The sequence below is a fragment of the Rhodopila sp. genome (genome assembly GCF_965277165.1).
In the GTDB taxonomy this organism is placed as follows: Bacteria; Pseudomonadota; Alphaproteobacteria; order Acetobacterales; family Acetobacteraceae; genus Rhodopila.
On sequence record NZ_CBDICE010000006.1, the window covers coordinates 2802841 to 2828463 of the forward strand.

Annotated in this window: 18 protein-coding genes and 1 tRNA gene; 11 read left to right on the top strand and 8 right to left on the bottom strand. The window is 66.4% G+C overall.

Going from position 1 to position 25623, the window contains the following annotated elements:
• From ACQY4Y_RS25080 to ACQY4Y_RS25105, 6 genes are all read right to left on the bottom strand, one after another.
• Positions 1 to 2025 (bottom strand): FUSC family protein, encoded by a 2025-nt coding sequence (locus tag ACQY4Y_RS25080; RefSeq protein ID WP_428493279.1) that lies wholly within the window; start codon positions 2023 to 2025, stop codon positions 1 to 3.
• Positions 2026 to 2145: 120 nt separating this feature from the next.
• Positions 2146 to 3339, bottom strand: a complete 1194-nt coding sequence (locus ACQY4Y_RS25085) for a glycosyltransferase (protein ID WP_428493280.1) — start codon at positions 3337 to 3339, stop codon at positions 2146 to 2148.
• A 41-nt stretch (positions 3340 to 3380) separates the two neighbouring features.
• Positions 3381 to 6143, bottom strand: coding sequence for an XrtA/PEP-CTERM system TPR-repeat protein PrsT (gene prsT, locus ACQY4Y_RS25090; protein WP_428493281.1), 2763 nt, complete (start codon positions 6141 to 6143; stop codon positions 3381 to 3383).
• Between the two features lie 5 nt (positions 6144 to 6148).
• Entirely contained in the window at positions 6149 to 7555 is a 1407-nt protein-coding gene (gene prsR, locus ACQY4Y_RS25095) for a PEP-CTERM-box response regulator transcription factor (protein ID WP_428493282.1), read from the bottom strand.
• An 83-nt stretch (positions 7556 to 7638) separates the two neighbouring features.
• A complete protein-coding gene (prsK, locus tag ACQY4Y_RS25100) occupies positions 7639 to 9738 on the bottom strand; it encodes an XrtA/PEP-CTERM system histidine kinase PrsK (RefSeq protein ID WP_428493283.1) in 2100 nt (699 codons plus the stop codon).
• 33 nt (positions 9739 to 9771) lie between these two features.
• The gene (locus tag ACQY4Y_RS25105) at positions 9772 to 10533 is read right to left on the bottom strand and encodes a sugar transferase (protein WP_428493284.1); all 762 of its coding nucleotides are present in this window, start codon (positions 10531 to 10533) and stop codon (positions 9772 to 9774) included.
• A gap of 494 nt (positions 10534 to 11027) precedes the next feature.
• Here ACQY4Y_RS25105 and ACQY4Y_RS25110 point away from each other — a divergent pair.
• From ACQY4Y_RS25110 to xrtA, 10 genes are all read left to right on the top strand, one after another.
• Positions 11028 to 11101: transfer RNA gene (locus ACQY4Y_RS25110), tRNA-Val, on the top strand.
• Positions 11102 to 11190: 89 nt separating this feature from the next.
• Positions 11191 to 11880: an XrtA/PEP-CTERM system exopolysaccharide export protein gene (locus ACQY4Y_RS25115; RefSeq protein ID WP_428493285.1), complete on the top strand. Its 690-nt coding sequence runs from the start codon at positions 11191 to 11193 to the stop codon at positions 11878 to 11880.
• Positions 11881 to 11893: 13 nt separating this feature from the next.
• Complete coding sequence (locus ACQY4Y_RS25120; protein ID WP_428493286.1) at positions 11894 to 13438, top strand: XrtA system polysaccharide chain length determinant; 1545 nt, start codon at positions 11894 to 11896, stop codon at positions 13436 to 13438.
• Positions 13439 to 13535: 97 nt separating this feature from the next.
• Positions 13536 to 14768, top strand: a complete 1233-nt coding sequence (locus tag ACQY4Y_RS25125; RefSeq protein WP_428493287.1) for a P-loop NTPase — start codon at positions 13536 to 13538, stop codon at positions 14766 to 14768.
• Between the two features lie 24 nt (positions 14769 to 14792).
• Positions 14793 to 16577: a hypothetical protein gene (locus tag ACQY4Y_RS25130; RefSeq protein WP_428493288.1), complete on the top strand. Its 1785-nt coding sequence runs from the start codon at positions 14793 to 14795 to the stop codon at positions 16575 to 16577.
• Between the two features lie 8 nt (positions 16578 to 16585).
• Complete coding sequence (locus ACQY4Y_RS25135; protein ID WP_428493289.1) at positions 16586 to 17557, top strand: AAA family ATPase; 972 nt, start codon at positions 16586 to 16588, stop codon at positions 17555 to 17557.
• Positions 17554 to 18429 carry an XrtA system polysaccharide deacetylase gene (locus ACQY4Y_RS25140; protein WP_428493290.1) on the top strand — a complete coding sequence of 292 codons (876 nt, stop codon included), beginning with the start codon at positions 17554 to 17556 and terminating at the stop codon, positions 18427 to 18429. Before ACQY4Y_RS25135 ends, ACQY4Y_RS25140 begins: the two co-directional genes overlap by 4 nt.
• Positions 18430 to 18434: 5 nt before the next feature.
• Complete coding sequence (locus ACQY4Y_RS25145) at positions 18435 to 19475, top strand: FemAB family XrtA/PEP-CTERM system-associated protein (RefSeq protein ID WP_428493291.1); 1041 nt, start codon at positions 18435 to 18437, stop codon at positions 19473 to 19475.
• A gap of 42 nt (positions 19476 to 19517) precedes the next feature.
• Positions 19518 to 20783 carry a TIGR03087 family PEP-CTERM/XrtA system glycosyltransferase gene (locus ACQY4Y_RS25150; RefSeq protein ID WP_428493292.1) on the top strand — a complete coding sequence of 422 codons (1266 nt, stop codon included), beginning with the start codon at positions 19518 to 19520 and terminating at the stop codon, positions 20781 to 20783.
• A complete protein-coding gene (xrtA, locus tag ACQY4Y_RS25155) occupies positions 20783 to 22354 on the top strand; it encodes an exosortase A (protein ID WP_428493293.1) in 1572 nt (523 codons plus the stop codon). The genes ACQY4Y_RS25150 and xrtA overlap by 1 nt, the downstream gene beginning before the upstream one ends.
• 160 nt (positions 22355 to 22514) lie before the next feature.
• Here the strand turns inward: xrtA and ACQY4Y_RS25160 are convergent, their stop codons facing one another.
• Entirely contained in the window at positions 22515 to 23834 is a 1320-nt protein-coding gene (locus tag ACQY4Y_RS25160) for a sulfotransferase family protein (protein WP_428493294.1), read from the bottom strand.
• 205 nt (positions 23835 to 24039) lie between these two features.
• On the opposite strand from ACQY4Y_RS25160, the gene ACQY4Y_RS25165 reads away from it, so the two are divergent.
• Complete coding sequence (locus tag ACQY4Y_RS25165) at positions 24040 to 24672, top strand: ABC transporter substrate-binding protein (RefSeq protein WP_428493295.1); 633 nt, start codon at positions 24040 to 24042, stop codon at positions 24670 to 24672.
• Positions 24673 to 24738: 66 nt separating this feature from the next.
• Here the strand turns inward: ACQY4Y_RS25165 and ACQY4Y_RS25170 are convergent, their stop codons facing one another.
• Complete coding sequence (locus ACQY4Y_RS25170; protein WP_428493296.1) at positions 24739 to 25617, bottom strand: TauD/TfdA dioxygenase family protein; 879 nt, start codon at positions 25615 to 25617, stop codon at positions 24739 to 24741.
• Positions 25618 to 25623 lie beyond the last annotated feature (6 nt).

Consider the following 25623-nt stretch of genomic DNA (forward strand, 5'->3'; position numbering starts at 1 on the left):
TCAGGACCCCGCCGGCAGCCCCGCCAGACGCAGCAGGCATCGCGTCCGAGGCATGATCAGGGCCGCGCCATACAACCCCGATGCCGCGTGCAAAGCGCCAGGCAAGACCCCAGGCGCGTCGGGCGAGGCGATGGCCACACCCGACCCAGGCGCTCGCGCGGCGGCCAGCAAGGCAGCCCCGGCGGCATGCAGTGCCGCGGTCGATGGCCGCAACAGCGCGGCCCTGGCGGTCGCCACCTCGCCGGCCAGGGCCGGGGCATCGCGCAGGGTGGCCTGAAGTGCGTCATCGGTCCGGCTCAGCGCGGCGCTGAACTCCCCCAGGTCGTGGATCCGCGAAAGCAGGCCGAGCCGGGCAGGCGTCCGCCGCCCCAGCCACAGCAGTGCCGCGGCAAGCCTGTCGTATTGCAACGACAGCATCCGCACCCGATCAAGCCGACGCCGCCGGCGCCATGTCCGGCGCACGTCGCGCAACGCGGCGTGCATCACCCGACCCAGCCGACGCGGCGGCGAAACCGGCAGGATCACCGCGAACCCCACGATCACCGCCAGTACCGATCCCACCATCTCCAGCGCGATATTGAAGAACGACGTAAGGTCGTATGTCGGCGGATTTGCCGGGGCCAGCATCAGGACGTACCAGATCAACATCCCGGTGCCCGCGCCCGCGCCCAGGCTGGGATGACGCGCCAGCACGCAGGAAATCAACGCGAACGGCGCCACCGCCAGCACGAACAGCACAAAATCGCCGGCCTGCGGCAACAGCAGGAATTCCACTAATCCGCCGGCAACGATCGCCAGCGGGAACTGCGCACCGAATAGAACTGCTGCCCGGGTCGGATTGGGCTGCATCCCCAACAGCGCCACCACGGCGGAGAGCTGCACCAGCAGGAACGTCGCCCCGCTCCAATTGCCATAGATGCAGAACAACGCCGCCAGCCCCACCACGATCGCGGTGCGCGTCGCATTCAGCGCGGCGCCAACCAGATCCGGCTGGCTGGGCAACCGCACCCGCCGCAGCGGCGCCCGCCCATCGGTCAGCGCGCCCAGCCCGTCCTGCGCGAAGCGATGCTGCGCCACCACGTCGTCCAACCGCTCCAGCAGGAACACCTGTCCAAGCTCCGCCGACCCGTCTGCCAACAGATCGAGACGCGGATTGCCGGCTGAGGGATTGCCCAGCGCCTCGATCGTCCGCTCGATCGCCAGCCGCACCGTTGCATCCGGCTCCGCCCGCGCCAGTCCGGCCTTGATCGCCTGGCTGGCGGCTGCCATCCCAAGCAAACCCGCGATCGCGCGGCGCGCCCCCGCCGCGCGAATCCGCCCGGCCGGCAGTTCACCGGCGACAAAGCTCGCCTGCGTGCGCAGCGCCAGCACCGCCGTCGCCCACTGCGCCTCGTCGACAACCGACTCGGTCGTCGCCTCGCCGCGCAACGCCCCGATCACCCGTTCGGTTTTCTCAGCGATCAACTGCCGCAACTGCTTGGTCAGCGCCTGCCACGCATCGGCCCGCCCGAACAGCCCATTCACCAGCGCCAGGCTGCAAACCCCGACCAGGATCGCCGCGATCCGGTCCAGCGCGGTCAGGAACACGGCCTGCGGCATGTCGATGTCGGTGATCGAGACAATCGCCAACGTGTAGCCCGCCAGCGTGGCGCCGTAGGCGCGAAAATCCTTCAGCAGCGAGGCGACGAAACTGCAGCCCGCCAGCCACAGCGTGAACACGATCAGCATCATGCTGCGATCCTGGGCGAACAGCGCCGTCACGATCACCGCGGCCACGCCCCCGATCAACGTGCCGGCCACGCAATACACCGCCTTGGACATCGTGCCGCCAAACTGCGGCTGGGCCACGATCGCCACGCAGACGCCGGCGGTCGAGGCGCTGGAGAGCTGGATCCAGAAACAGAAATAGTACGCCAGCATCAGCGCCAGCGTGGTCCGCACGGCAAACCCCACCGTGTCCGGCGGAAACCCGCCCGGCAGCTCCAACCATGGTTCGCCCGGCTGCGCCATGACAGAGGCGGACATCGACGACGCTCCGTGGATTCACCCAAGGCATAGAGCACGATCGTCGGCAGCCTGAAAATGGCCTGAACCCGCCGGCTGGGGCGTTGGCGACAGCTTAACCAATCACACAGTAGCGAGCGATCAGCCGACCCGCGCTCCGCCAACCACGCGCCTGAACAGCGCCAACTGGCCGGCGGTCGTCTCATCCCAACTGAACGGTTCGGCATACGCCCGCGTGGCCGCCCGCTCGGGCAGCGCGGCAAACAGCCGGACCACCCCGGCGGCGATCCCATCCGGCGTATTCGGCTGGTAGATCAGCCCCGCCGCAGGCGCCCGAACCACCTCGGGGTTGCCCCAGATATCGGCGGCGACCACCGGCGTGCCGCAGGCCATCGATTCCAGCAGCACATTCGCCCAACCCTCACGCGATGACGCCAGCACCGAGGCATCCGCCGCGCCGTAAAGCTCCGCCAACGCACGATGCGGCCTGGTCCCGAGCAGCCGCACCCGATGCCCCAGATCGCATTGGGCGATCAACCCCGCCAGCCGCGCTCGCTCCGGCCCCTCGCCGACGATCATCAGCGCGAAGCCGGGCAGCCGCAGCATCGCCTCGATCGTGCGGTGATGACCCTTGCGCTCGATCAGCGCGCCGACCGAGATCAGCGTCGGCCCGGTCAACTCCAACGCCGCACGCACCGCGGCGCGATCCTCGGGCGGACGAAACAACTCGGTTTCCACCCCGTTGCGCAGCACCGTCACCTTGTCCTCGGGCGCGCCAAGCTCGACCAGCACCGCCTTCAGCGCGGCGCTGACCGCGATCAGCGCCGCAGCGTCGCGGATCGCCGCCTCGATCATCCGCCGAGGCAGGCGGTAGCGCGGGATCAGGTTCACGTCTGTGCCGCGCGCCGTCATCACCACCGGCAGCCCGAAGCGCCGCCCCAGCCAGGTGGCGGCCACACCGTCGGGATAGACGTAGTGCGCATCGATCAGGTCGAAGCGATGGCCCGACGCCAGCAGGCGCGCCACCTGCGGCACCATCGCCCGATACAGCAGCCACGGTGCCGCCGCCATGCCCAGCTTCGGGATCGCCGGAAACCTTGGGTGGCGGATCGAGATCTCGTGCCGCACCTCCACGTCCGGTGCCGCGGCGTTCAACGCCCAGTCGCCGAAGCCCTTCCATCGGCTGGGGAACCACGGCACCGGCGCCAGCACGGTGCTGCTGGCGTGGCCGCTCGCCAACAGGTGACGCAGCCGGTTCTCCACGAAGATCCCATGGTTCGGCCTGGCCGCGTGCGGAAACAGGGTGGAGAAGGTCAGCAGCCGCAGCGGCCTCATGCCGACGCCCGCCGCCGCCGCCGCGTATGCCTCATCAGGCGTCAGGTTCCCTTCGCCATGTCATTCAGCATCTTTTGGGCGTCGTCCTTCTCCTTGAACGAACCCTTGTTTTCGACCACGCGTTCGAGTTGCTTTTTGGCTTCCAGGGCGTTGCCGGTGTCCTTCAGCGCCACCGCATAGTGGTAGCGGATGCGTGGATCCGACCCGCCCGTGCTGGCCTGGCGCAGCAGCGCCACGCCGCCTTGCGCGTCGCCCGACATGGTCATGATCCAGCCCAGTGTGTCGGCGGTCGTCGGGCTGGGTGCCAGCACGTAGGCCTGCCGCGCGAGGCTCCGAGCCTTCACCTCATTGCCCTGTTGCTGGTACACCCAGGCCAGGTTGTTCAACCCCACCGGATCGTGCGGCTTCCGCTGCAGCAGCGTTTCCAGGTACTTTGTCGCTTTGTCGTATTGGCCGGTGGCGATCGCCACCTCCGAGGCCTGTTCGGTCGCCGCCATGTCGTCGCCGTGCTTGCCCAGCCAATCGTGCAACAGCGCCTCGGCGTCCGGCCCCCGCCCCGAACGCAGCAAGGTTGCCGCCAGCCGGCCAACCAGCAGGCCGGAGGGCGCCGCGTTGTTGGCCTGCGTATACGCCGTCACCGCATCGGCCGGCCGGTTGGCCGCCAGATAGATATCACCGCGCAGCGCGTTGAGCGCCGGGAAGTCCTGGTTCTCCGACCGCAGCCGATCGGCGGTGGCCAACGCCGCCGCGACCCCGCCGGACTTCAGATCGACCAATACATAGTCCTGATAGAGCTGATAATTGCCCGGATTGGCGGCGATCCCGGCGCTGACGATGCTGCGCGCACCTTCGAATTCACCAGCCTCCACCAGCAGCGCGACAAGTTCACGCCGGGCCCCGACCGCCCCGGGATTGAGCTTGAGGATTTCCCGCAGGCTGTCACGCGCCTCTTTCTTGCTTCCCAGCGCCAAATAGGCCGCGGCCTTCAGGCCCACGATATTGACCGCGTCGGCATTGCCGCCGGTTTGCGCCGCCGCGAGGTCCAACGCCTTCTGCGCCGAACCGGCCCGGATGTAGACCTCGCCCAGCGCCACGGTCACCGGCGTCGAGGTCGGGGCGGCCGCGTGCGCCCGCTGCAGCAAGGCGATCGCGTCCGCCAGCCGGTTCGACTGCACATAGGCCGAGGTCAGCATCGACAACGCCGGTTGCACGGTCGGCTGCGCCGCCAGCACATCGCTCAGCAACGCCTCGCCCGTCGCCTTGTCGCCCATCATCATGTCGAGCCGGGCGAGGTTGATCTTGGCTGGGCCGAAGTTCGGGTATTTCCGCACCAGAGCGGAGAACACCGCCTTGGCCCCCGGAAAGTCGATCTCGGAAAGCTTCAGCAACCCATCCAGGTTGCCGACCGAGGCGGTATCCCCCTCCGCGGCGCGAATTTTCGCCAGCGCGTCGGCCGCCTTCGCGTTGTCGCCGGTGGCCAGCGCGGCGAAAAACAGCGCCTCTCCCACCGCCGGCGCCTTGGGCGCCAATTTCAGAGTGTGCTCAAGGTCGCCCACCGCGGCGTCGGGATCGCCCATGCCCAAGCGCACCGACGCCATCCGGGTCTGCACCCCGACATCGTTGGGCGCCAGCGCCTCGGCCTTCCGGAACGCCGCGATCGCATCGGTGCCCCGCCCGGTGGCCGCATAGGCGCTGCCCAGCATGTCGTAAACCTCGGCGTCGCCCTTGCCGGAGTCGGCGATCCTGCTCAGCGTCTCCGCCGCCTGGTCTGGCCGCTGCTTGGCCAACTGGATCCTGGCCAACAGCTTATACGCCGCCAGATCGTTCGGTGCCCGCGCCAGATACTTGCCGGCCGCTTGCTCTGCCTGCTCGTTCTGACCAAGCCGAGCCTTCACCATGGCCTGCACGAAGTAATAGCGCGGCAGGCGGTCGGCAACGCGCGAGAGCTGCTCCAGGTCGGCGTCGGCGGCCTGGAACTTGCCGGTCTGCGCATCGGTGATCGCCAGCAGATAGATCGCCTGCACGTTGCCCGGCTGAGCCTTCAGCACCGTGCCGATATCGGTTCTGGCAGCGTCGTTCTTGCCCGCCGCCAGTTCGAACTGGGCGCGGGTCAGATGCGCCGCCAGCACGCCCGGCTGGTCGCTGATCAGCCCATCCAGCACGGCAATGCCGCCCGGAACGTCGCCCTTCAGCCGTAGCACCTCTGCCTTGGCCAGCAGCGCGTCCACTGATTTCGGTTGCGCCGCGATCGCCTGATCGATCTTCGCCGCGGCCCCGGCCAGGTCGCCGCGTCCGATCGCCAGCCTGGCGTCAGCCAGCAACGGCTCCACCGCTTCCGGAGCGTCCCGCTCGGCCGCGGTAAACGACGCCGCCGCTTCGTCGGGGCGTTTCAAGCCGATTTCGGCGTAGCCGCGCGCCACCAGGATCGCGGCATCCAGCCGCTTGTCCTTGCCGTCCGGCTTCAACCTGGCCAGCAGGTCGTCGTATTTGCCCTGCGCCAACAGCACCCGCCCCAACAGCGGCACGCTCTGCCGGGGGTCGAAGCCGCGGTCGCGCGCCGCGATCGCCTCGCGTTCGGCGGCAACGTTGTCGCCCAGTTCCAGGCTGACCCGGCCCAGCCAGTAATGTGCCTCGGCGTTCTGCGGGTCGCCACGCACGGCATTGCGCAGCTCGATCTGGGCGGTCTTCAGATCGCCCTTTTTCAACGCCGCCTTGGCGTCCAACAGATAGTCCGCGTGCGCCGCGATCGGCAATAGGCCGACCCAGGCGCCGATCATCATCCCGCCGAGAGATCTGTAACGCATCCGTCTTACCCCTGATCGCATTGCACAGTCGTTTCGCCGACATCGGCGCTGATCGCCTCAAGCCCATGCCCCAGCCCGTGGACGTCGAGCAGCCCGTATAGGGTCGGCCGGCTGATGCCCAACAGCCGCGCCGCCACCGCCAGCGTATTATTGCTGCGAAGCAACGCCTCTTGAATGACTTCGCGCTCGGCTCGCAGCCGAGCGCCGCGGATATCGAGGTCCGGCAGTTCCGCGCCCGGGACCGCCAGCTCCAGATCGACGGCATCGATCAGCCGCCGTTCGGCCATCACCACGGCACGCTTCAGCCGGTTCTCCAGTTCCCGCACGTTGCCGGGCCATTCATGACCGTTCATCGCGTGCGTGGCATGTTCGGTGAAGCCGCGGAAGCTGCGGCCGAATTCCTGGTTGAAGCGGTTCATGAAAAAGTTCGCCAGCAGCATGATGTCGCTGCCCCGCTCGCGCAGCGGCGGAATGCGAATGGTGAAGGCGTTCATCCGATACAGCAGGTCGCCTCGAAACACCCCCTGGCTGATCTTGTCTTCCAGGTTGGCATTGGTCGCCGACACGATGCGCACATCGACCTGGATTTTCTGCCGCCCGCCGATGCGCTCGACGATCTGGTCCTGCAGGAAGCGCAGCAGCTTGACCTGCAGCGGATGCGGCAGGTCACCGATCTCGTCGAGGAACAGCGTGCCCTTATGCGCGCTCTCGATCTTGCCGATGGTCTGCTTTACCGCCCCAGTGAAAGCGCCGCGCTCGTGGCCGAACAATTCGCTTTCCAGCAGGTTTTCCGGAATCGCGCCGCAGTTGATGGCGACGAACGGCTGCGCGGCGCGAGGCCCCAGGTCGTGCACCGCGCGCGCCAGCGCCTCCTTGCCGGTGCCGCTCTCGCCCAGCAGCAATACCGGAACGTTGGTAGTGGCGATCTTCTCGATATCGCGGCACACCTTCAGCATGCCGGGGTTGGCGCTGACAATGCGTTCGATCGGCGATCGCGCCGGCGCGGCCAGCAGGCGGCGGTTCTCGTCCTCCAGCCGATGCAGGTTCAGGCCGCGATCGATGATCGTGCGCAGCACTTCGATCGCAACCGGTTTTTCGCAGAAATCATAGGCCCCGGTGGCGACCGCGCGCAGCGCGTGCTGGCGCTCGCCATTGCCGGTGACGACGATCACCTTGGTCTGCGGCGCGATCCGCAGCACCTCCGACAGCGTGGCGAAACCTTCACTGACCCCGTCCGGATCGGGCGGCAGGCCAAGGTCCATGATGGCGACCGGAGGGATATCGCGCTTGACCAGCGCCACCGCCTGTGCCCTGGCATGCGCCAGCAACACGTCGCAGGCCGGAAACGCCCACCGGTACTGGGAGCACAGCCCCTCATCATCCTCGACGATCAGCAGTTTTGGTTTCGACATGAAGACTTCCTGTCAGAGGTCGGCGCCCGGAACCGCGATCGAGTACAGCGCGGCAAACCGATCGTGCTTCGGAAAAAACGTTTTCAACATGCCGCCTCGGGCTGAAAATCGGCCGGCGCATGATCACGCGGCGGTTCAGCGACACCGTGCTGCACCAGCGGCAGCATGATCCGCATCGTGGTGCCAACCAGCGGGCGGGTCAGCACCAGAAGGTCGCCGCCGGCATCGCGCAACAACTCGCGCGCCTGGTAGGCGCCGATGCCATGACCGTCGGCCTTGCTGCTGCGCAGCGGACGAAACAGCTCGTCGCGGACGAATTCCGCTGCCATCCCAGGGCCGCGATCGACAATGTCGACAACCACCCGGCTGGCTTCCAGCCGCAGATCGACCGTTACCGCCGCGCCCGGATCGGACGCCTCGGCGGCATTGTTCAACAGGTGAGTGACCACCGCATCGAACGCATCCGGATCAATCGCCGCACCGGCTCCCTCGCTGCGATCGGCAAACACGATCTCGCGCTGCCGGGTCATCCGGCAGGCCTCGATCAAGTCGCGCAACCGGTCGGCCGGCGTGATCAGGGCGTGGCTGCGCTCCTGTCGCTCGACCTGCAGCCTGGACAACAGCCGGGTGATCTTGCCGACCGAGGCCCGCACCGTCGCCAGCATGTCGCGTTGGAAGGCGGGATTGTCGGCGTGAACCTCGGCATTGGTCAGCAGCATGGACAACTGGCCCGACACGTTCTTGATATCGTGGATAACGAAAGCGAAACGCTGGCTGTATTCGCGAAGCTGTTGCGTCTGGGTCAGCACCTGCATGGCACGCTGTTCCGCTACACGGCTGGCGATTTCACGCCCGATCACGCGTAGCAGGTCGTACGCCTCGCGGTCCAGCTTGAACTGCGCCCGTGATCGCGCCAGCACAACGAATCCGATTAATTTGCCGAAATGACTAAGCGGCAGGACCAGCCAGCACCTTGGCAATTCCGCCAGCCAGCCAGCCGACCCGGCATGTTCCTCCAGCCGGACGATCCAGTCGCCATTCCTGAAGCAGGCCACCAGCGGATGGCCCGGCGGAATCGCCGCCGTCACCGCCGGCATGTTCCACGACCCCGCCCAGCCGAAGGCGACGTCCTGCGGCGGCCGCACGAACAGCGCGCCGGCCGGACTGTCCACCACCTCGGCCGCGGCCCGGATTGCTCGTTTGTGTAGCGCGATGAACGCGTCCGGCGCGGTCAGCGCGTCGATGCAGCGCATCCACTCGCGGCGATAGTCGTAGCGATGAGTGAAGAAATTCTCCACCACAATCGATCGGATGCGCGATCGCGCCGTACCCGACGTCAGCATCACCGCCACCGCCAGGATGGCACCGAAGATCAAAGACGTCTCGGCGACCCGGCCCCATTCCGACCCGCCGCCGCGCACCATCTCCCCGGTCAGCGCGATCGCCAGCAGGAATATGCCGCTGGCGATCAGGCTGAAGCTGTGGAACACCACATCGCGGGAGAGATGGATGTCGATCTTCCAGCGCCGGTCGCGGATCGAGGCCAGCGCGATCAGCGGCGCCGCCAGCATGACCGCCGGAGCGCGCGCCTCGACCAGGCCGAATGACAGCCGGTGGAACAGCACGGCATCGGCATACAGCAGCAGGTCATAGCCGAACACCGCGCCGAGCCCGACGCAGAGCAGGTTGATGTGCCAGCGTGTCTCGGCCGGCGTGTTGAAATACAGGTTCTCCAGAATCAGCAGGTTTGCCACCGCCAGCCCGATCCTGGTCGCGGTACCCAGCGACAGCAGGCTGGCCGCCCCAGACGCGCCGAGCCAGTCGAGCAGTGGCGCCACCGCGAAAATCAGCAACCCCAGCAGCCCCATCGTCCTGAAGGCACTGGACACCTGCTGCCCCGATCCCACCGCCCGGCGATAGAGGTGAAAAACGAACCCGTACCAGGCGACCAGGCGGCCGATCTCCAGCCAAGAAACGACGCGCCCGATCCAGGCTGGCCAATCGGCGCCCGACCAGGCTACGGCAAATCCGGCTGCCCATAGCGCGGTCACCGCGCAGGCGAACGCCAGCCAGCCCGCGCTGCGGCTTAGAGGCGGGCGCGCCAGGATCAGCGCCGCCAGGGCGCCGTAGACCACGGCGCAGGCGCCATACAGAATCAGGATCGTCGGAAGCTGCAAGGTCATCCGCCCGCGCCGGTCATCGCTCCGTGACCGCGATCAACCGCCGCCCCGACGCGACAGCCCGATGCAAATCGTCGCCAGCATGGTAACCAGGTCCAGCATCAGGCCGTGGTGCTTCACATAGTACAGGTCGTAGGCGAGCCGCTTGCGCGCGTCCTCGACCGATCCGCCAGCGCCTAGATTGACCTCCGCCCAGCCGGTCAGGCCCGGCCGGACATCGTGGCGCTGGTGATACAGCCGGATCGCGCGCGCCATCTGTCCCACCACATGCGGCCGTTCCGGACGGGGTCCGACCAGGCTGACATCGCCGCGAACCAGATTTATCAATTGCGGCAATGCCTCGATCCCGCTGGCGCGGAGGAAACCGCCAACCCGGGTGACGCGGGCCTCTCTAGCCCGCCGCCGGTCGAAGCCAGTGGCCAGATCGGTGGTCATGCAGCGGAACCGCAACAGGGTGAACGGCCGGTCCAGCCACCCGACACGAGGCTGGCAATCGAACACCGGGCCGCGACTGTCAAGCCTGATCGCCATCGCGGCCATCACCAGCAGTGGCAGCAGCCCGACCAGCAGGCAACCGCCGATCACCCCGTCGAGCAGCCGTTTTATCGCCCTTGACGCCGCCCCGGGCGTCAAGCCCTGGCCGGAGCAAAAATCTTCCGCGGTCAGCCGGTCCGGGTCAATCCGACCAAGATGGCTTCGCCGTGGCGCCGCGGGAGCCAGCAGCGCCAGCCCGCGCCGCTCGCGGTTCGACAACCCGGCCACCGGGAGAGGCGAACGATGCGCCGCTGTGCGCTGCATCCAGACGTTCCTTTCAATCCCCGCACCGCCGTCATCGCCGGCGCCGGTGCGGCACCGCGCAAACCACAAGCCGCAACCACAAGTCCTCGCGGAGTCGCTTTTGGCGCTGTAATGACAGATTGCTCAAAGACAAAACCAACGGACCGACCGCACACAAGGCCGATACCTAACAAGAACGTTGCAGATCGGTATAATGCGTGTCAATTGATATATACTGATATATTCGGCTTCGCTCGGCGAATTCTGAAATCCCGCGGAATGTGCATGCAATTTCGTCGCGGTTAGACAATATCCTTGTGATTGTCGTGGAACCTGCTATCAAGGGCAGGCTATCACGGTTGATAACAATCCGAAGTAGCAATCTGATCCGCCGGCGGTTGTTCGGATGTTTGCATTGATTGATCATAACGAAGCCGTCACAGCCGATCGGAAACCTCGCCGGTTGCGCTTAGCGCGTCCCCACGGGTCGCGGCGGCCATCCCGATGGCGCCGGAAGGCGTGTAGCTCATTGGCAGAGCGCTGCCTCAACATGGCAGAAGAGGGGGTTCGATTCCTTCCACGCCTACCATCGCCCGCCGTTGTCCGAACGCGACGTGCCCAACCCTCGTTCGACCAACCAGACGCCCCGTGGTGCTCCGATCCTTACTTGAGGTTAACGTGACCGACCAGACGCGACGCAACGATCCCTGGCTCACTGGCGGGTTCCGTCCACGCCGGCCCAACGCGGTCCACCGAGCCGGCCCCGCCCTGCTGCTGTTGCTGGCACTCGGCGGCTGCGGCCTGTTCGGGTCTCCGCCGCCGCCTCCGGTGGTGGACACCACCGCGGCCAAGCCGGCGGACGACTACATCATCGGCTCCGGCGACCAGCTCAGCGTCTTCGTCTACCGCAACCCCGATCTCAGTGAGGCCGACGTCGCGGTCCGCCCCGACGGACGCATCTCAACCCCGCTGATCGAGGATATCGCCGCCGCCGGCAAGACCCCCACCCAATTGGCGCGCGAGATCGAGCAGCGGCTGACCAAATACATCCAGGACCCCAACGTGACGGTCATCGTGCGCGGCTTCATCGGCCCGCCCGACCGTCAGGTGCGGGTGATCGGCGAAGCGGTCGATCCGATCGCCATCCCGTACCGCGACCACATGACCCTGCTCGACGTCATGATCGCCACCAAGGGGCTGACCAAATACGCCGCCGGCAACCGCGCGGTGATCGTGCGCACAGAAGCCGGCGGCAAGCAGCAGACCATCCACGTCCACCTCGCCGACCTGATCAAGGACGGCGATATCAACCAGAACATCGAGATGAACCCCGGCGATACGCTGATCGTGCCGCAGTCCTGGTTCTGAGGAACGACCGCCGATGGACCAAGCCCGCGTCCTGCTTTCCCGCTATCTGCGCGCGGCGTGGCGGCGGCGCTGGCTGGCGGTAATCGTCGCGTGGTTGCTCTGCAGCCTGGGCTGGGCCGCGGTGTACTCGATCCCCAACCAGTACGAATCCTCGGCGCGGCTGTATGTCGATGCCGACGCGGTGCTGACCCCGCTGCTGCACGGTCTGGCCGCCGACTCGGCGCCCAGCGGCCAGCTTGAAATCCTCCAACGCACCCTGCTTAGCCGACCCAACCTGGAAAAGCTGATCTCCAAGACCGGTCTCGATCTGACACTCGACAGCGCCGCCGACCGCGACCGCTTGCTCACCCACCTGGCCAGCGCGATCAAGGTCAATCCGCAGACCAGGAACCTGTTCACCATCACCTATCGCGACAAAAGCCCCAAGCTGGCGCACGACGTGGTGCAGAGCCTGCTGACCATCTTCGTCGAGAGCGCCACCGGCGGGTCCCGCGCCGACATGGAGAACGCCCGCCGGTTTCTCGAACAGCAGATCAAATCCTACGAACAGCAGTTGCGCGCCGCCGAACAGCGGCGGGCGGATTTCCGCGCCCGCTACATCGAAGTATTGCCCGCCGACAACAGCCCCAACGTTCCGGCCCTGGACGGTGCCCGCAATCAGGTCGACGCGCTGGACGGCAGGCTGCAGGATGCGCTCTCTGCCCGCGCCGCGCTGAAAAAAGAGGTCGACAGCACACCGCCGATGTTGCTCACCGAGGCCGGCGGCGTAGCGGGCGGCCCCGCCGGCAGAACCATGCTGCAGCAAGCCGAGGACCAGCTTCGCGTATTGCTGCTGAAGGATACCGACCAACATCCCGACGTCATCGCGCAGCGCAAGCTGATCGAATCGCTGCGCCACGCACCCGACAGCGCCCCCGTTCCCACCGCCAACGGGCCGCGAACCCCAACATTCTCCGCCGGCCGCTCGGTTCCCAACGCGGTCTACGACCAGTTGAAGGTCAAGCTGGTCGATGCCGATGCCACCGTGGTCTCGCTGCAGCGCCAGCGCGACGACGCGGTACGCTATCGCGACCGCCTGGAAAAGATCCAGCGCGAGCAGCCGGGCCTGATCGCGGAATACCAGAACATGGACCGCGACTATAACGTGCTGCGGCAAAACTATGAGGCACTGCTGGAACGCCTGCAGTCGGCCAACATCGCTCAGGCCGCCGATACCCAGGCCGACAAGGTTAAGCTGCAGGTCATCGACCCACCCCGCGTGCCGCGGCTGCCGGTGGCGCCGAACCGCGTGCTGCTGGTTACCGGTGTGCTGCTGGGCGCGCTGGCGGCGGGCGTCGGCGTCACCGTGTTGCTGGCGCAATTGGACCGCTCATTCGCCACCGCCGACGACTTGCGCGGTCTGGGGCTTCCCGTGCTCGGCGGCATCTCGATCCTGACGCTGGTGCCGTTGCGGCGGCGCCTGATGGCCGCATTCCGGGTCGCCACCGCGGTCGCGTTGCTGGTCTGTATCTACAGCGGACTCGTGCTGCACATCCTGCATTCGACGGCGCTGATCTAGTGACCCATCCGACCCGCACCGCACGTCCCCACAGCCGTCCGACATCCACACCCGACGGCTCTGTGACGACGTTCCCGGCCAACGGAGCCGTCCTGCCATGCTGACACCGAAATCTTCCCATCTGGTCGAACGGGCGGCCGAGCGCCTGCTGCGGTCCGGCGGCCTGAACAATCCAGAAACTCAACTGCTGTATTCGCCCGCCGATGCGGCCGTCGCCGACCCACCGGTCCGCGACACGCCGTTGTCCGCACCCGCCCAAAAGGTGGAGCCCGCCACGCCGGCACAGCGATCCTCGCTGTTTTCCCGGCCACGCCCGCCGGCAGCGCCGCCACAACCCGCCACCGCCCAGCCGCGGTCAACCGCCCGCGACCCAGTCCCCCTAACCCCGGATCCGCTGGCCCCGGTTCCGCTGGCCCCAGTCCCGCTGGCCCCAGTCCCGCTGGCCCCAGTCCCGCTGGCCCCAGTCCCGCTGGCCCCAGTCCCGCTGGCCTCAGTCCCGCTGGCCCCAGTCCCGCTGGCCCCAGTCCCGCTGGCCCCAGTCCCGCTGGCCTCAGTCCCGCTGGCCCCAGTCCCGCTGGCCGACCCCGCAAGCACGCGCCCGGAGGCTTCCCCAACGATCGCAGCCGCTGCCTTGCAGCGCGCCGGCATGATCGATTGGTCACGCAGCCGCACCCGCATCTCCGAGGAATTCCGCCTGGTGCAGCGCCAGATCCTGCGCGCCGCCTTCGGCCCCGACGCCCAGCCCGGCTTCTCCAACCTGCTGCTGGTGACCAGCGCCAGACCAGGAGAGGGCAAAAGCTTCATCGCTGCCAACCTATCGGCCAGCATCGCCCGCCAGGCCGATCACCCCGTGCTGTTGATCGATGCTGATGCAAAACGCGAATCGATCTGCTCCAGCCTCGGTCTGGCCGACGCACCTGGGCTGCTCGACCTGGCGGCCAACCCGCGGCTCGATCCCGCCCCGATGATCGCCAGGACACCGATCGAACTTCTATCGATCCTGCCCATCGGCCGCGAGCGCGAACGCAGCGCCGAGCTGTTCTCGGCCACCGAAATGGCGCGGCTGATCGAAAACCTCGGCCGGCGCTATGCCGACCGTCTGCTGATCCTCGACGCGCCGCCGTGCCTGTCCACCTCGGATCCGGCGCTGCTCGCCCAACTGGTCGGCCAGATTCTGTTCGTGGTCGAGGCCGACCGCACCCAGCGCGAGGAAATCGAGGCCGCGCTCGACCTGGTCCAGGCCTGCCCCACCATCACCATGGTGCTGAACAAGCAGCAGACCTCGACGCGCCACAGCTTCGGCGCCTACTCGTCGTACTACGCCGCCTGAACCGCCAAGCCGCGCCATCCCGCGATGACCGCCGCCGAACCGCATTCCCCACGCCCCTCCGCGCGCAGATCAGGCCGCATCCGATCGCGCGCCATCGTGCTGGCCGCGGCGCTGCTGCTGCCCGCAAGCGGTGCGATCGCATTCCCGCTGCTGGACGCCAGCGACGCCGATCAAACCCCGCCCGGCACCGAACTCGCCCCCTCCGACGTCAGCGACCTGCAGCATCAGTTGCAATTGGTCAACGGCTTCGCGCCACCGCTCGGCGGCGGCTGGACGTTTGTGCCCCGGATCGACCTGCAGGAAGAACTGACCGACAACGTCCTGCAACTGCATAGTCCGCGGCGGACCGACCTGGTGAGCTATTTCTCCCCCGGTTTCAGCCTCGCCGGCGACCTGCCGCGCATCCAGCTCTCGTTCGATTTTGCCCCTACACTGGCGCTCTACGGGCGCACCGGCGACCTCAACTCGCTGACCGAGCAGATGAACGGCCTCGCCAGCATCACCCTGGTGCCCGACCTGGCCTATGTCGATGTCCGCGCCATCGCCGGCGTGCAGAACCAGTTTGGCGGCATCGGCGGTGTCGGTGGCGTCGGCGCTCCATCCGGTTCCGCCGCCGCGGCCCAGGCGACGATCCCCACGCTGGCCGGCAACAGCCAAGGTCTGACCCGAAATACCGAGGTCCAGACCTCCAGCTTCGGCATCTCCCCCTACCTGCTCCGCCACCTCGGCGACTGGGGCAACGCCAAGCTCGGTTATTCCTTCAACGTCACCGAATCCGATCCGCTGACCGGTTTCGCCGCCTCACCGTTCCCCACCGGGGGCGCCAATGCCCAGACACTCGTGTCGAACGAGGAAATCGCGCACTTCGACACCGGCGACTACCTGGCCTCGCTGCAAGACAGCTTCGACATCGACCTGCGCCAGGACCAGACCACCGCAGGCGCCGGCAGCACCGATTTCGTCACCGGCCTGCCAGAACAGGCCACCCAAAACTCCTCCTCTACCCGCGCCATCTTCAACGACAAGCTCACCTACCAGGTGTTCCGAGGCTTCTCGGTGTTCGCCTCCGGCGGGCATGAGGACATCGTCTATACCGGTCTCGGCCAGCAATCGGTTCACGACCTGATCTGGAGCCTGGGTGCGACCTTCGCGCCCAATCCTGACAGCTCGCTGACCCTCAGCTACGGCCACCTCGACGGCTTCAACTCGTTCAGTGCCGACGCCTATTACGCGCTCACCCAGCGCACCCGGGTGTTCGCCAGCTACGGCAGCACCCTGGGCACCCAACTGGAATACGTGCAGAACCAGCTCAACCTGGCGACCGCGACCCCGAACGGAGCCTTGGTGAATGGGCAGACCGGCGGGTCGTTATTCGGCACCACCAATGCGCTGGCGGTACGGGATGGTGTGTTCCGCACCTCGACCCTGACCCTGGGCAGCCAGACCACGCTGAACCGCGACATCATCTCGATCAGCTTCCTGCTGGCGAAACAGCAGGGCTTCGGCGGCGCCTTCACCAGCACCACCCAAAGCAAGACCGCGGCCATAAGCTGGCTGCACCAGATGCGCCCCGACATGACCGTCAGCGCGGCATTTTCCTACGCCATCCAGGACCAGTCCGCCGGTGCGATTTCCGCCTTCAATCCCGGCAACAACACCTCGTTCGCCGCGACCCTGGCCTGGTCGTGGCAGATTTCCGCTACCCTCAGCGCCAACGTACGCTATACATTCCTACAACGATCCGCCGACGTTACAGAATTTGACTTCTACCAAAACATCCTCCTGCTCGGCATTACCAAACGTTTCTGAAAGCCTCCGTGTTCGACAAATTCTACAACCTCTCCGGTCTGCCGTTCCTGTTGACGCCCGACACCCGATTCTACTTCGGGTCGGCCGGCCACAGCCGAGCCATCGCGCACCTGGTCTACGGCCTGTCGCAGCAAGAAGGCTTCATCGTCATCACCGGCGAGGTCGGGGCCGGCAAGACCACGCTGACCGAGCAACTGTGCTCACAACTGGACCGCAACACCTATGTCATCGCCAGGGTCGTCACCACCCAGGTCTCGGGCGACGATTTGCTGCGCCTGGCGATGGCCAATTTTGGCCTTGGCGACACCCCCGGCACGGAAAAGTCGACATTACTGCGCCGTTTCGAACACATGGTGCGCGACCAGCGCCGCCAGGGTCGACGCTGCCTGCTGGTGATCGACGAAGTGCAGAACCTGTCGCTGGCGGCGATGGAGGAACTGCGCATGCTGTCCAACATCACCGTCGACGGCCGCGCCTCGCTGCAGACCGTGCTGCTGGGTCAACCCCAGTTCCGCCCGATCCTCGCCAGCCAGGACTGGGACCAACTGCGCCAGCGCGTGCTCGCCTCCACCCATCTCGGCCCGCTGACCGAACCGGAAACCCGCCTCTATATCGAACATCGCCTGCGCACCGTCGATTGGCGCAACGACCCGCTGTGGGACGATGCTTCGTTCACGGCCGTCCATCGCCACACCGGCGGCATCCCGCGCCGGATCAACACGCTCTGTTCCCGCGTACTGCTGTTCGCCGCGCTCGAACAAGCCCACGCGGTGACCGCAGACATGGTCGATGCCACCGCCGATGAGCTCAACCGCGACCTCGGCGTCGGATCCCAACCCGCGCCATCCCCGGTCAGCGACGATCTGCGCCACCGCGTCACCGCCCTGGAACAGCACTCGGCACGCCAGGACACCCTGTTCAAGCAGGTTCTGGACCTGATGGAAGCACAGACCACCGGCGCCGCCATGGGGGCACTATGACGCAGATGCAAAACGCCATGACGGTGGACGTCGAGGACTACTTCCAGGTCCAGGCATTCGCCCACTGTATCGACCGCTCGGACTGGGCCTCGTTCCCATCCCGCGTCGAGGCCAACACCAACCGCATCCTCGACCAGTTCGCCGCCGCCGGCGTCAGCGCGACCTTCTTCACCCTGGGCTGGGTGGCGCAACGCTGTCCGGCGCTGATCCGCCGCATCGTCGACGACGGCCACGAATTGGCAAGCCATGGCTGGGACCATACCAGGGTCGATCGCCAGGACCCGGAAACCTTCCGCTCCGACATTCGCCGCACACGCGCGCTGCTGGAGGATATCGGCGGCACCACCGTCACCGGCTACCGGGCGGCGACATTCTCGATCGGCGCGCGCAACCTGTGGGCATTCCCGATCCTGCGCCAGGAAGGCTACCGCTACAGTTCCAGCATCAATCCGATCCGGCACGATCTCTACGGCATGCCGGACGCACCGCGCGTCCCGTTCCGCCCCGACCCCGACGGGGTAATCGAACTGCCGATGACCACGCTGCGCCTCGCCGGCCGCAACTGGCCGTGTTCGGGGGGCGGCTATTTCCGCCTGCTGCCCACCGCGCTCTACCGCGCCGGGCTGACCCGGATCAACCGCGCCGGCCAGCCTGGCATCTTCTACTTCCACCCGTGGGAGATCGACCCAGCCCAACCGCGCATCCGTAACGCCGGCTGGAAATCCCGGCTGCGGCACTACACCAACCTCTCGCGCATGGCCGCCGATCTCGACCACCTGCTGCGTGATTTCGCTTGGGACCGGATGGATCGGGTGTTCGCCCCGCTATTGACCGCGAACCCAACCAGCCCCGCCGAAGCCAAGGCGGCCTGACCGCGATGTCGGTCTCGGTCCGCACCCTCGAAGCCGCCAGCGAACCCGCCTGGGACCGCTTCGTCACCGCGATGCCCGCCGGCACCTTCTTTCACCTCGCCGCCTGGGCCAAGGTGATCGAGGCCGCATTCGGTCACGAAACCCATTACAGCTTCACCGAACGCGACGGCGCCATCACCGGAGTGCTGCCGTTGGCGCGGGTCAAATCCCTGCTGTTCGGCGACACCCTGATCTCCAGCCCGTTCTGCGTCTACGGCGGGCCGTTGACCGTCGATGCCGAAAGCCAGGCGGCGCTGATCGCTCACGCCGAACGACTGCTGGCCCGCAGCCCCTCCAGCGCGCTCGAATTCCGCTATCGCGATGGCGGCGAACCGGCGCCCCCCGGCTGGACCGACCGGCCCGATCTCTACGTGACCTTCCGCAAACCGATCGAGGCCGACCACGACCGCAACATGAAGGCGATCCCCCGCAAACAGCGGGCGATGGTGCGCAAGGCCATCCAGAACGGTCTCACCTCCATCGCCAACCAAGATGTCGGCACGCTGCACCGGATCTACGCCGAAAGCGTGCGCAACCTCGGCACCCCGGTGTTCTCACGCCACTACTTTCGCATCCTGATGGATACCTTTGCCGATGCCGCCGACATCGTCACCGTGCTCGACCAGCAAACCCCGATCGCCACCGTGATGAACTTCTATTTTCGCGACGAGGTGCTGCCCTACTACGGCGGCGGTTCGGCCGCCGCCCGCAGCCGCGCCGGAAATGACTTCCTGTACTGGGAAACCATGCGAAGAGCCGCCGATCGCGGCTGCCGGCTGTTCGACTTCGGCCGCTCCAAGATCGGCACCGGATCGTTCGCGTTCAAGCACAACTGGGGCTTCGATCCCGCGCCGCTGAACTATCGGTTTCGCTTGAAACCAGGCCACGCGATGCCGGACCACAACCCGCTGAACCCGAAATACCGAACCTTCATCGCCGCGTGGAAGCGCCTGCCGCTGCCGCTGGCCAATCTGCTGGGTCCATCCATCGTCCGCGGCATCGGCTAGCCATGATGACCCGACCCACCCCCCGCCACCGGCCCGCCGCCAATGCCTGACCTGTTGTTCCTGGCGCAACGCCTGCCCTATCCGCCGACCAAGGGCGAGAAGATCCGCGCCTTCCATGAACTGAAATACCTGGCGCAATGGTACGACATCCACCTCGGCTGCCTGATCGACGATCCCGACGACCGCCAATACATCGACGCGCTGCGACCGCTGTGTCGCGACATTTACGTCGGGCAAATCAATCGGCGAACCGCTCGGCTGGTCTGCCTGGGCGGCCTGCTGACCGCTGACGCGCTCAGCGTGACGTATTTCCGTCACCGCGGGTTGATCGACTGGGTGAACACGGTCGCCGACACGATCCACCCGGCGATCACCTTCGTCTACTCTTCCAACATGGCGCCGTACGTGCTCGACCTACCCAACACCGGCACGACGGTGGTCGATCTGGTTGATGTCGATTCCGAGAAATGGCGCGCCTTCGCTGACGCAACGAAAGGCCCAATGCGCCTGGTCTACCGCCGCGAATGGCGCAAGATCGCCGAACTGGAGCGACGCATCGCCCGCCACTCCGCGCTTTCCGTGCTGGTCTCCGACGCCGAGGCCGCATTGTTCGCCCGCCACAACCCGGATTGCGCCAACACCATCCGCGGCGTCAGCAACGGCGTCGATCATCGCTATTTCGACCCAGGGCCGCAGTATCCGCCGCCATACGACACTACGAGGCCGAACTTCGTCTTCACCGGCACCATGGATTACCCGCCGAACGTCGATGCCGCTGTCTGGTTCGCCGGCGAGATCCTACCGCTGATCCAGGCCAGCCTCCCCGCCGCCCAGTTCCATGTCGTCGGCAGCAACCCCAGCCCCGAGGTGCGAAAGCTGCAACAACGCGATGGCGTCTTCGTCACCGGCCGAGTGCCGGACGTCCGCCCCTATATCGCCCACGCCACCGCCGGGGTCGCCCCAATGCGAATCGCCCGCGGCATCCAGAACAAGGTGCTGGAGGCAATGGCGATGGCCCGCCCCGTCGTGCTCACCGCCGACGCGCTTGAAGGCATCGCCGCCGTGCCGATGCTGGAAGCCATCCTCGCCGACAGCGCGGCTGATTTCGCCGCCGCCTGCACTCGCCTGGCCACCACCAAGGAAGGCGTCGCCATCGGCACCGCCGCTCGCCGTCGTATCATCAGCAACTATGACTGGCAGGTGACGTTGCGCGGCTTCGACGACATCCTGTGCCCCTTGGTGCCACAAGCCGCGGTCCAGGCTGAGCACCGCTCACCACGTCTGCAACGCGCCGAAAGCCGCCACTGATGGACGCGCCCGTGCTCGACCACGTCGCACCGCACCGGCTTCAGGCTGACCCCGCCGCTCAGGACCGCCGGCGGGTCGGGCTGGCAGCCGGTGTCGGCGTGCTGCTGCTGGCCGCGCTGTTCCGCCCGGAGGTGGTGGCCGCGATCCAAACCTGGAACGACTCCACCGCCTATAATCACTGTTACCTGGTCATACCGATCGCGCTGTATCTGCTGTGGGACCGACGTTCCGATCTGACCGCGTCATCCCCCTGCCCGATGCCTGCCGCCGTGCTGCTCGGACTGCCGCTCGCCGGCGTCTGGCTGCTGGCCGAACGGCTGGGCATCATGGAGGGAAGGCAACTCGTCGCCGTCAGCTTCGTCGAGCTGCTGCTCTTCGCGCTGCTCGGCCGGCGGCTGTGGTGGGCGATGGCCGGACCGTTGCTGTATCTCTACTTTCTGGTGCCGTTCGGGGAGTTCCTGACGCCGGACCTGCAGGCCTTCACCACCGGATTCATCCGTGTCGGCCTGCGGATAATTGGCATTCCCGCCTACATCGACGGCTACACCATCGAAATCCCCCAAGGCACCTTCTTCGTCGCCGAGGCCTGCGCCGGGCTGCGCTTCCTGATCGCCGCGATCGCCTTCGGCTGCCTCTATGCGCTGTTGATGTATCGCACTCCGCTGCGGCGGGGGGTGTTCGTCCTGGTTTCCATCATCGTGCCGGTCATCGCCAACGGGTTCCGCGGCCTTGGCATCGTCTATCTGGGATATCTTCTGAACAGCGCCAAGGCGGCGGCGGCCGATCACATCATCTACGGCTGGCTGTTCTTCTCGGCAGTACTCCTGCTGCTGGTCGTGCTGGGACTGCCGTTCCGCCAGGATCAGGTTCGCACCGCCCCGGCAACGCCGCACCCGCCGTCCGCCGGATCGCGAACCCAGCGTAACGCCATTCCGCCGACCATGCTTCGCGCCGGCTTCATCGCACTGGCGACGGTCATCGTGGCGGCGCTCAGCCCGACGCTGGCGGCCGCGCTGACCAGCGCCACCGCGGCGCCGGTTGCCGCGCCCCAAGCCATCGATGTTGCACCCGGCTGCACCGTGCGCGCCATCGCCTCCGACGCCGCCGTGCTTCCCGCCCGTAGCCAACTTGTCCTGTGCGGCGGTCTGCCGATGCGGATGACTTGGCGGGTGTTCTCGCCCTGGATCACCGCCGCGCCGCTGATGGCCGAGCGTGGCCGCCTGGTGATGCGCGCCGACACCGAGGGGCACGAGGAGCACTGGCTGGCAACCGGTGAGGCGACCCCCAGCACCTGGCGGATCATCACCTCCAACGATCCCGCGTTCGCTATCGCCGTGTCAGTCTGGGTCGACGGCAAGCCGATTCGGCCGGGGCTGGCAATGCGAATCGGAATGGCGATCGACAGTCTTCTTGGATCACCCTTCACACCGATTGTCGTGACCCTGACCCCGGCGGTGGACTGGTCCGCGCTTTCCCCCGGCGAACGCAGCGAGGCCGAGGCCGGCCTGGCAACCTTCCTGCGCTCCCACGCTGCTCTCGACCCAACCATCGCCCGCCTGTCGGCCCGCTAGTGGTTCGAATCAGGCCGAAAGTAGTGCCGCCTGATCTGAACCACTAGGGTTGATTTTGTGGCCCAGTTCATCCGACCGCATGGGATGCTTCTGCTGGGATCGGCCCACTGGTTCGGCCCGGTCACAGGGCGCGGCGCCATCGGCCTGTCGTCGGCGCAAGTCAGGACTGCAGCGTCGGCTCCTCACCGCAGGCGACCCGCTGCGATCCCGGATTGGCTCGACGCCTCGGCCCGGCCTCGGCGGTCACGCCGAAATGCACCATATAAGGCCGGAACTTGGCCCTCTCCTGCTGTTCGTCGAGCCCGTGGTCCTCGAAGTGGTAGCTATGCTCGCCGTAACCACCATTGGGATTGGACGCGACACGCGCTTCGATATCGGCCGCCAGCCGCGGTGCCAGCGTCATGCCGAAATGGCGATACACACCCTCGACCGTGCTGATCGGATCGCTGATCAGGTCGATGTGGTGAACGTGACAGATCGGGTCCAGGAAGCCGGCGTCGTCGCCCGCCGTCATCATCCGCCGAGTCCCATCCAGCCAACGCCGGCTCTCGTGTGGACCAAGCGCGCGCGGATCGAGCCGGCGGGTGAACGGACGGCGCAGAACCTCGGTCAACCGGGCCTGGGACAGCAGAACCTTCACCGGATCGCGATGCACGAAAACCAGCCTCGCGTCCGGATAGACCGCACGGATCGCCTGCAACGCAAACAGATGTTCCGGGCATTTCAGCACCCATCGCCGCGCCCCGCCCAAGGTTACGCCCGACATGTCCCCATCGCGCCCATCCTGATGCTGCAGAAACTGCAGGAACCGCTTGTGGAACCGGTATGCAGGCAGGTGGCGGACAACATCGGCATCCAACCAGTCGCTGTAGGATGGTATGTGGTAGTTGGTATCGAAGCGCAGGCTGCGGAATACATGGGCGGTGATCTCGCTGCATTCCTGCGGCGAGGTCGCCCGCAGCGGGTGCAGCGCGGGGAACTCCGGCGCCAGCCACTCGAAGGTCCGCAACTGGCGGGTGACACGGGCAATGCGTTGCTCACGCGTCCCGGCCGAGGGGGACGGGGTAATCGTTTCCCACACCGCCGGCGCCCGGTTCGCCGGGTCCATCAACATCAGACGATGCAAAAAAGTGGTGCCGCTGCGCGGCAGGCCGGTGATGAACACAGGCCGGCGGATCGGCGTCTCCTCGATTGCCGGACATCGAACCGCGGCATCCTGCAGAATCAGCAGGTTGGACAGGAACCGCACGACATCCCACTTCGTCGCCTGCCGGCCCACGATGCTGAGTGCCGATTCGGCGTAACACGCGTCAAGCAACCGGGTCAGCGGGCCAATGAAAGACGCATCGCCGAAATCGCTCAGCCCGGTTTGGTGTCGCGCCTTGCGAATGAGCGGATCGGGGTCGAGCGGCCGGTCCATCAAGCCTAGTGACGCACCGACCTTGTCCGACAGGCGAAGCGCCGTGGTCGTGATCGTCAAAGTCAAGTCTCCCGCTGAAACGCTGCGATCCTGCCATCTGATAATGAGCCAAGGAGTCGAAAACCTATTTCCAGGACACAAAGTAGTGAGCCGAGGTGATCCGGAAACACCGGATGAAATACAACGATGTCTTTGTATCTGGATGATGTCAGTCCAAAACCCAACATGGATGCCGAAAACGCCTATCGGGTATAGGATTGCTCCGATGAATACGATTTACTGCCGCCGGCGCGGATTGATGGCGGGGGTCGCCGCAATCTTCGTCGGCGCGGCGGTTCCGGCCCGCGCAACCGACACCAATGCGGTTATTGAGCCGATACGCCGCCTCATCGATGGCCTGCTGGAGATCATGAAGGCCGGTCCGGCGACGCCGTTTCGCCAGCGCTTCTCCATGTTGGCCCCGGTGATCGATCAGACCTTCAATCTCGGCGCGGTGCTGAAGGAATCGGTCGGCGCCAGCTGGGCGGCGTTGCCACCGCAGCAGCAGGCCATGCTGACCGACGCGTTCCGCCGCTACACGGTGGTCAGCTACGTCAACAGCTTCAACCACTTCAACGGTCAGCGTTTCGAAATCGCCCCGACAACCCGAGCGGTCGGCGCCGAGCAGGTGGTGCAGACCCGGATCATTCCCAAATCGGGGACCACTCATGAGCTGGATTACGTGATGCGTGACAGCGGGTCCAGCTGGCGTGTGGTCGATGTGCTGGCCGACGGGTCGATCAGCCGCGTGGCGGTACAGCGCTCGGATTTTCGCCGGCTATTGACCCGGGGCGGCCCGCAGGCCCTGGCTGACAGCCTGCGCAACAAGTCCATAGACCTGTCCGATGGGGCCGCCTGATCCGGGCAAGCGCGTCCCCCCGAAACACGACCGCCCCAGGGGTGCGCGCGCCAACGCGACCGCCGGTCACGCCGCCAACTGCTCCGCGGTCACGCTGTCGCCAGCCACCGTGGTCCGGCGCATATCCCGCACCTGGGTTTCATCGAAGCGCCGCACCCGATGCATCGTGGCACGGTTGTCCCACATCACCAGGTCGAACGGTCTCCATTTGTGTGAATAGGTGAACCGAGGCTGCACCGCGTGCTCGCTCAGGTCACGAATGAACGCCCGCGCCTCGGGCATCGGCCAGCCGATGATGGTGCCGATATGGGACGACAGATAAAGCGATTTCCGCCCGCTGGCCGGATGCACCCGGACCAGGCGTTGGCGCACTGGCCGGAAGCTCGCTCTTTCCTGATCCGTGATGTCGGTGAAGCCCAGCAAGCCGCGGGAATAGATCAGCGAATGCTCGCAGACCAGGTCCTCGATCTCGGCCTTGGTCCGGTCGTCCAGCGCGTCGTAGGCCGCGCGCATGTCGGCGAATTCGGTGTTGCCGCCGGCATCGACCACGACGCGCCCCGACAGCAGCGAGAATTTCGCCGGCACCGCCTTGAAACTGCTATCGGAATGCCAGAGCTGGTTGCCGAGGTTGAACAGCCGGCGCCGGTCGTCGCGCGCCAGCGGCTTGTGGTCCACGCCGAGGTTCGACACATCCGCCATGTCGGCATCCAGTCGCCGCCCGGTGACGATGGTGGCCGAGGCGGTGTCCTCCAGCGCTCCGAAATTGCGGCTGAATGCTTTCTGCTGGTCATCGCTGAACCGCTGATCGTGGTAGATCAGCACCGCATAGCGATCCATGCCGGCCTCGAGTTCGGCGGCCTGGGCGCTGGTCAGCGTCTGGGTTACGTCGATGCCGGAAACCTCGCCGATGAAGCCCGGTGTCAGTTGTTTGATCGTAATAGACATGACGGT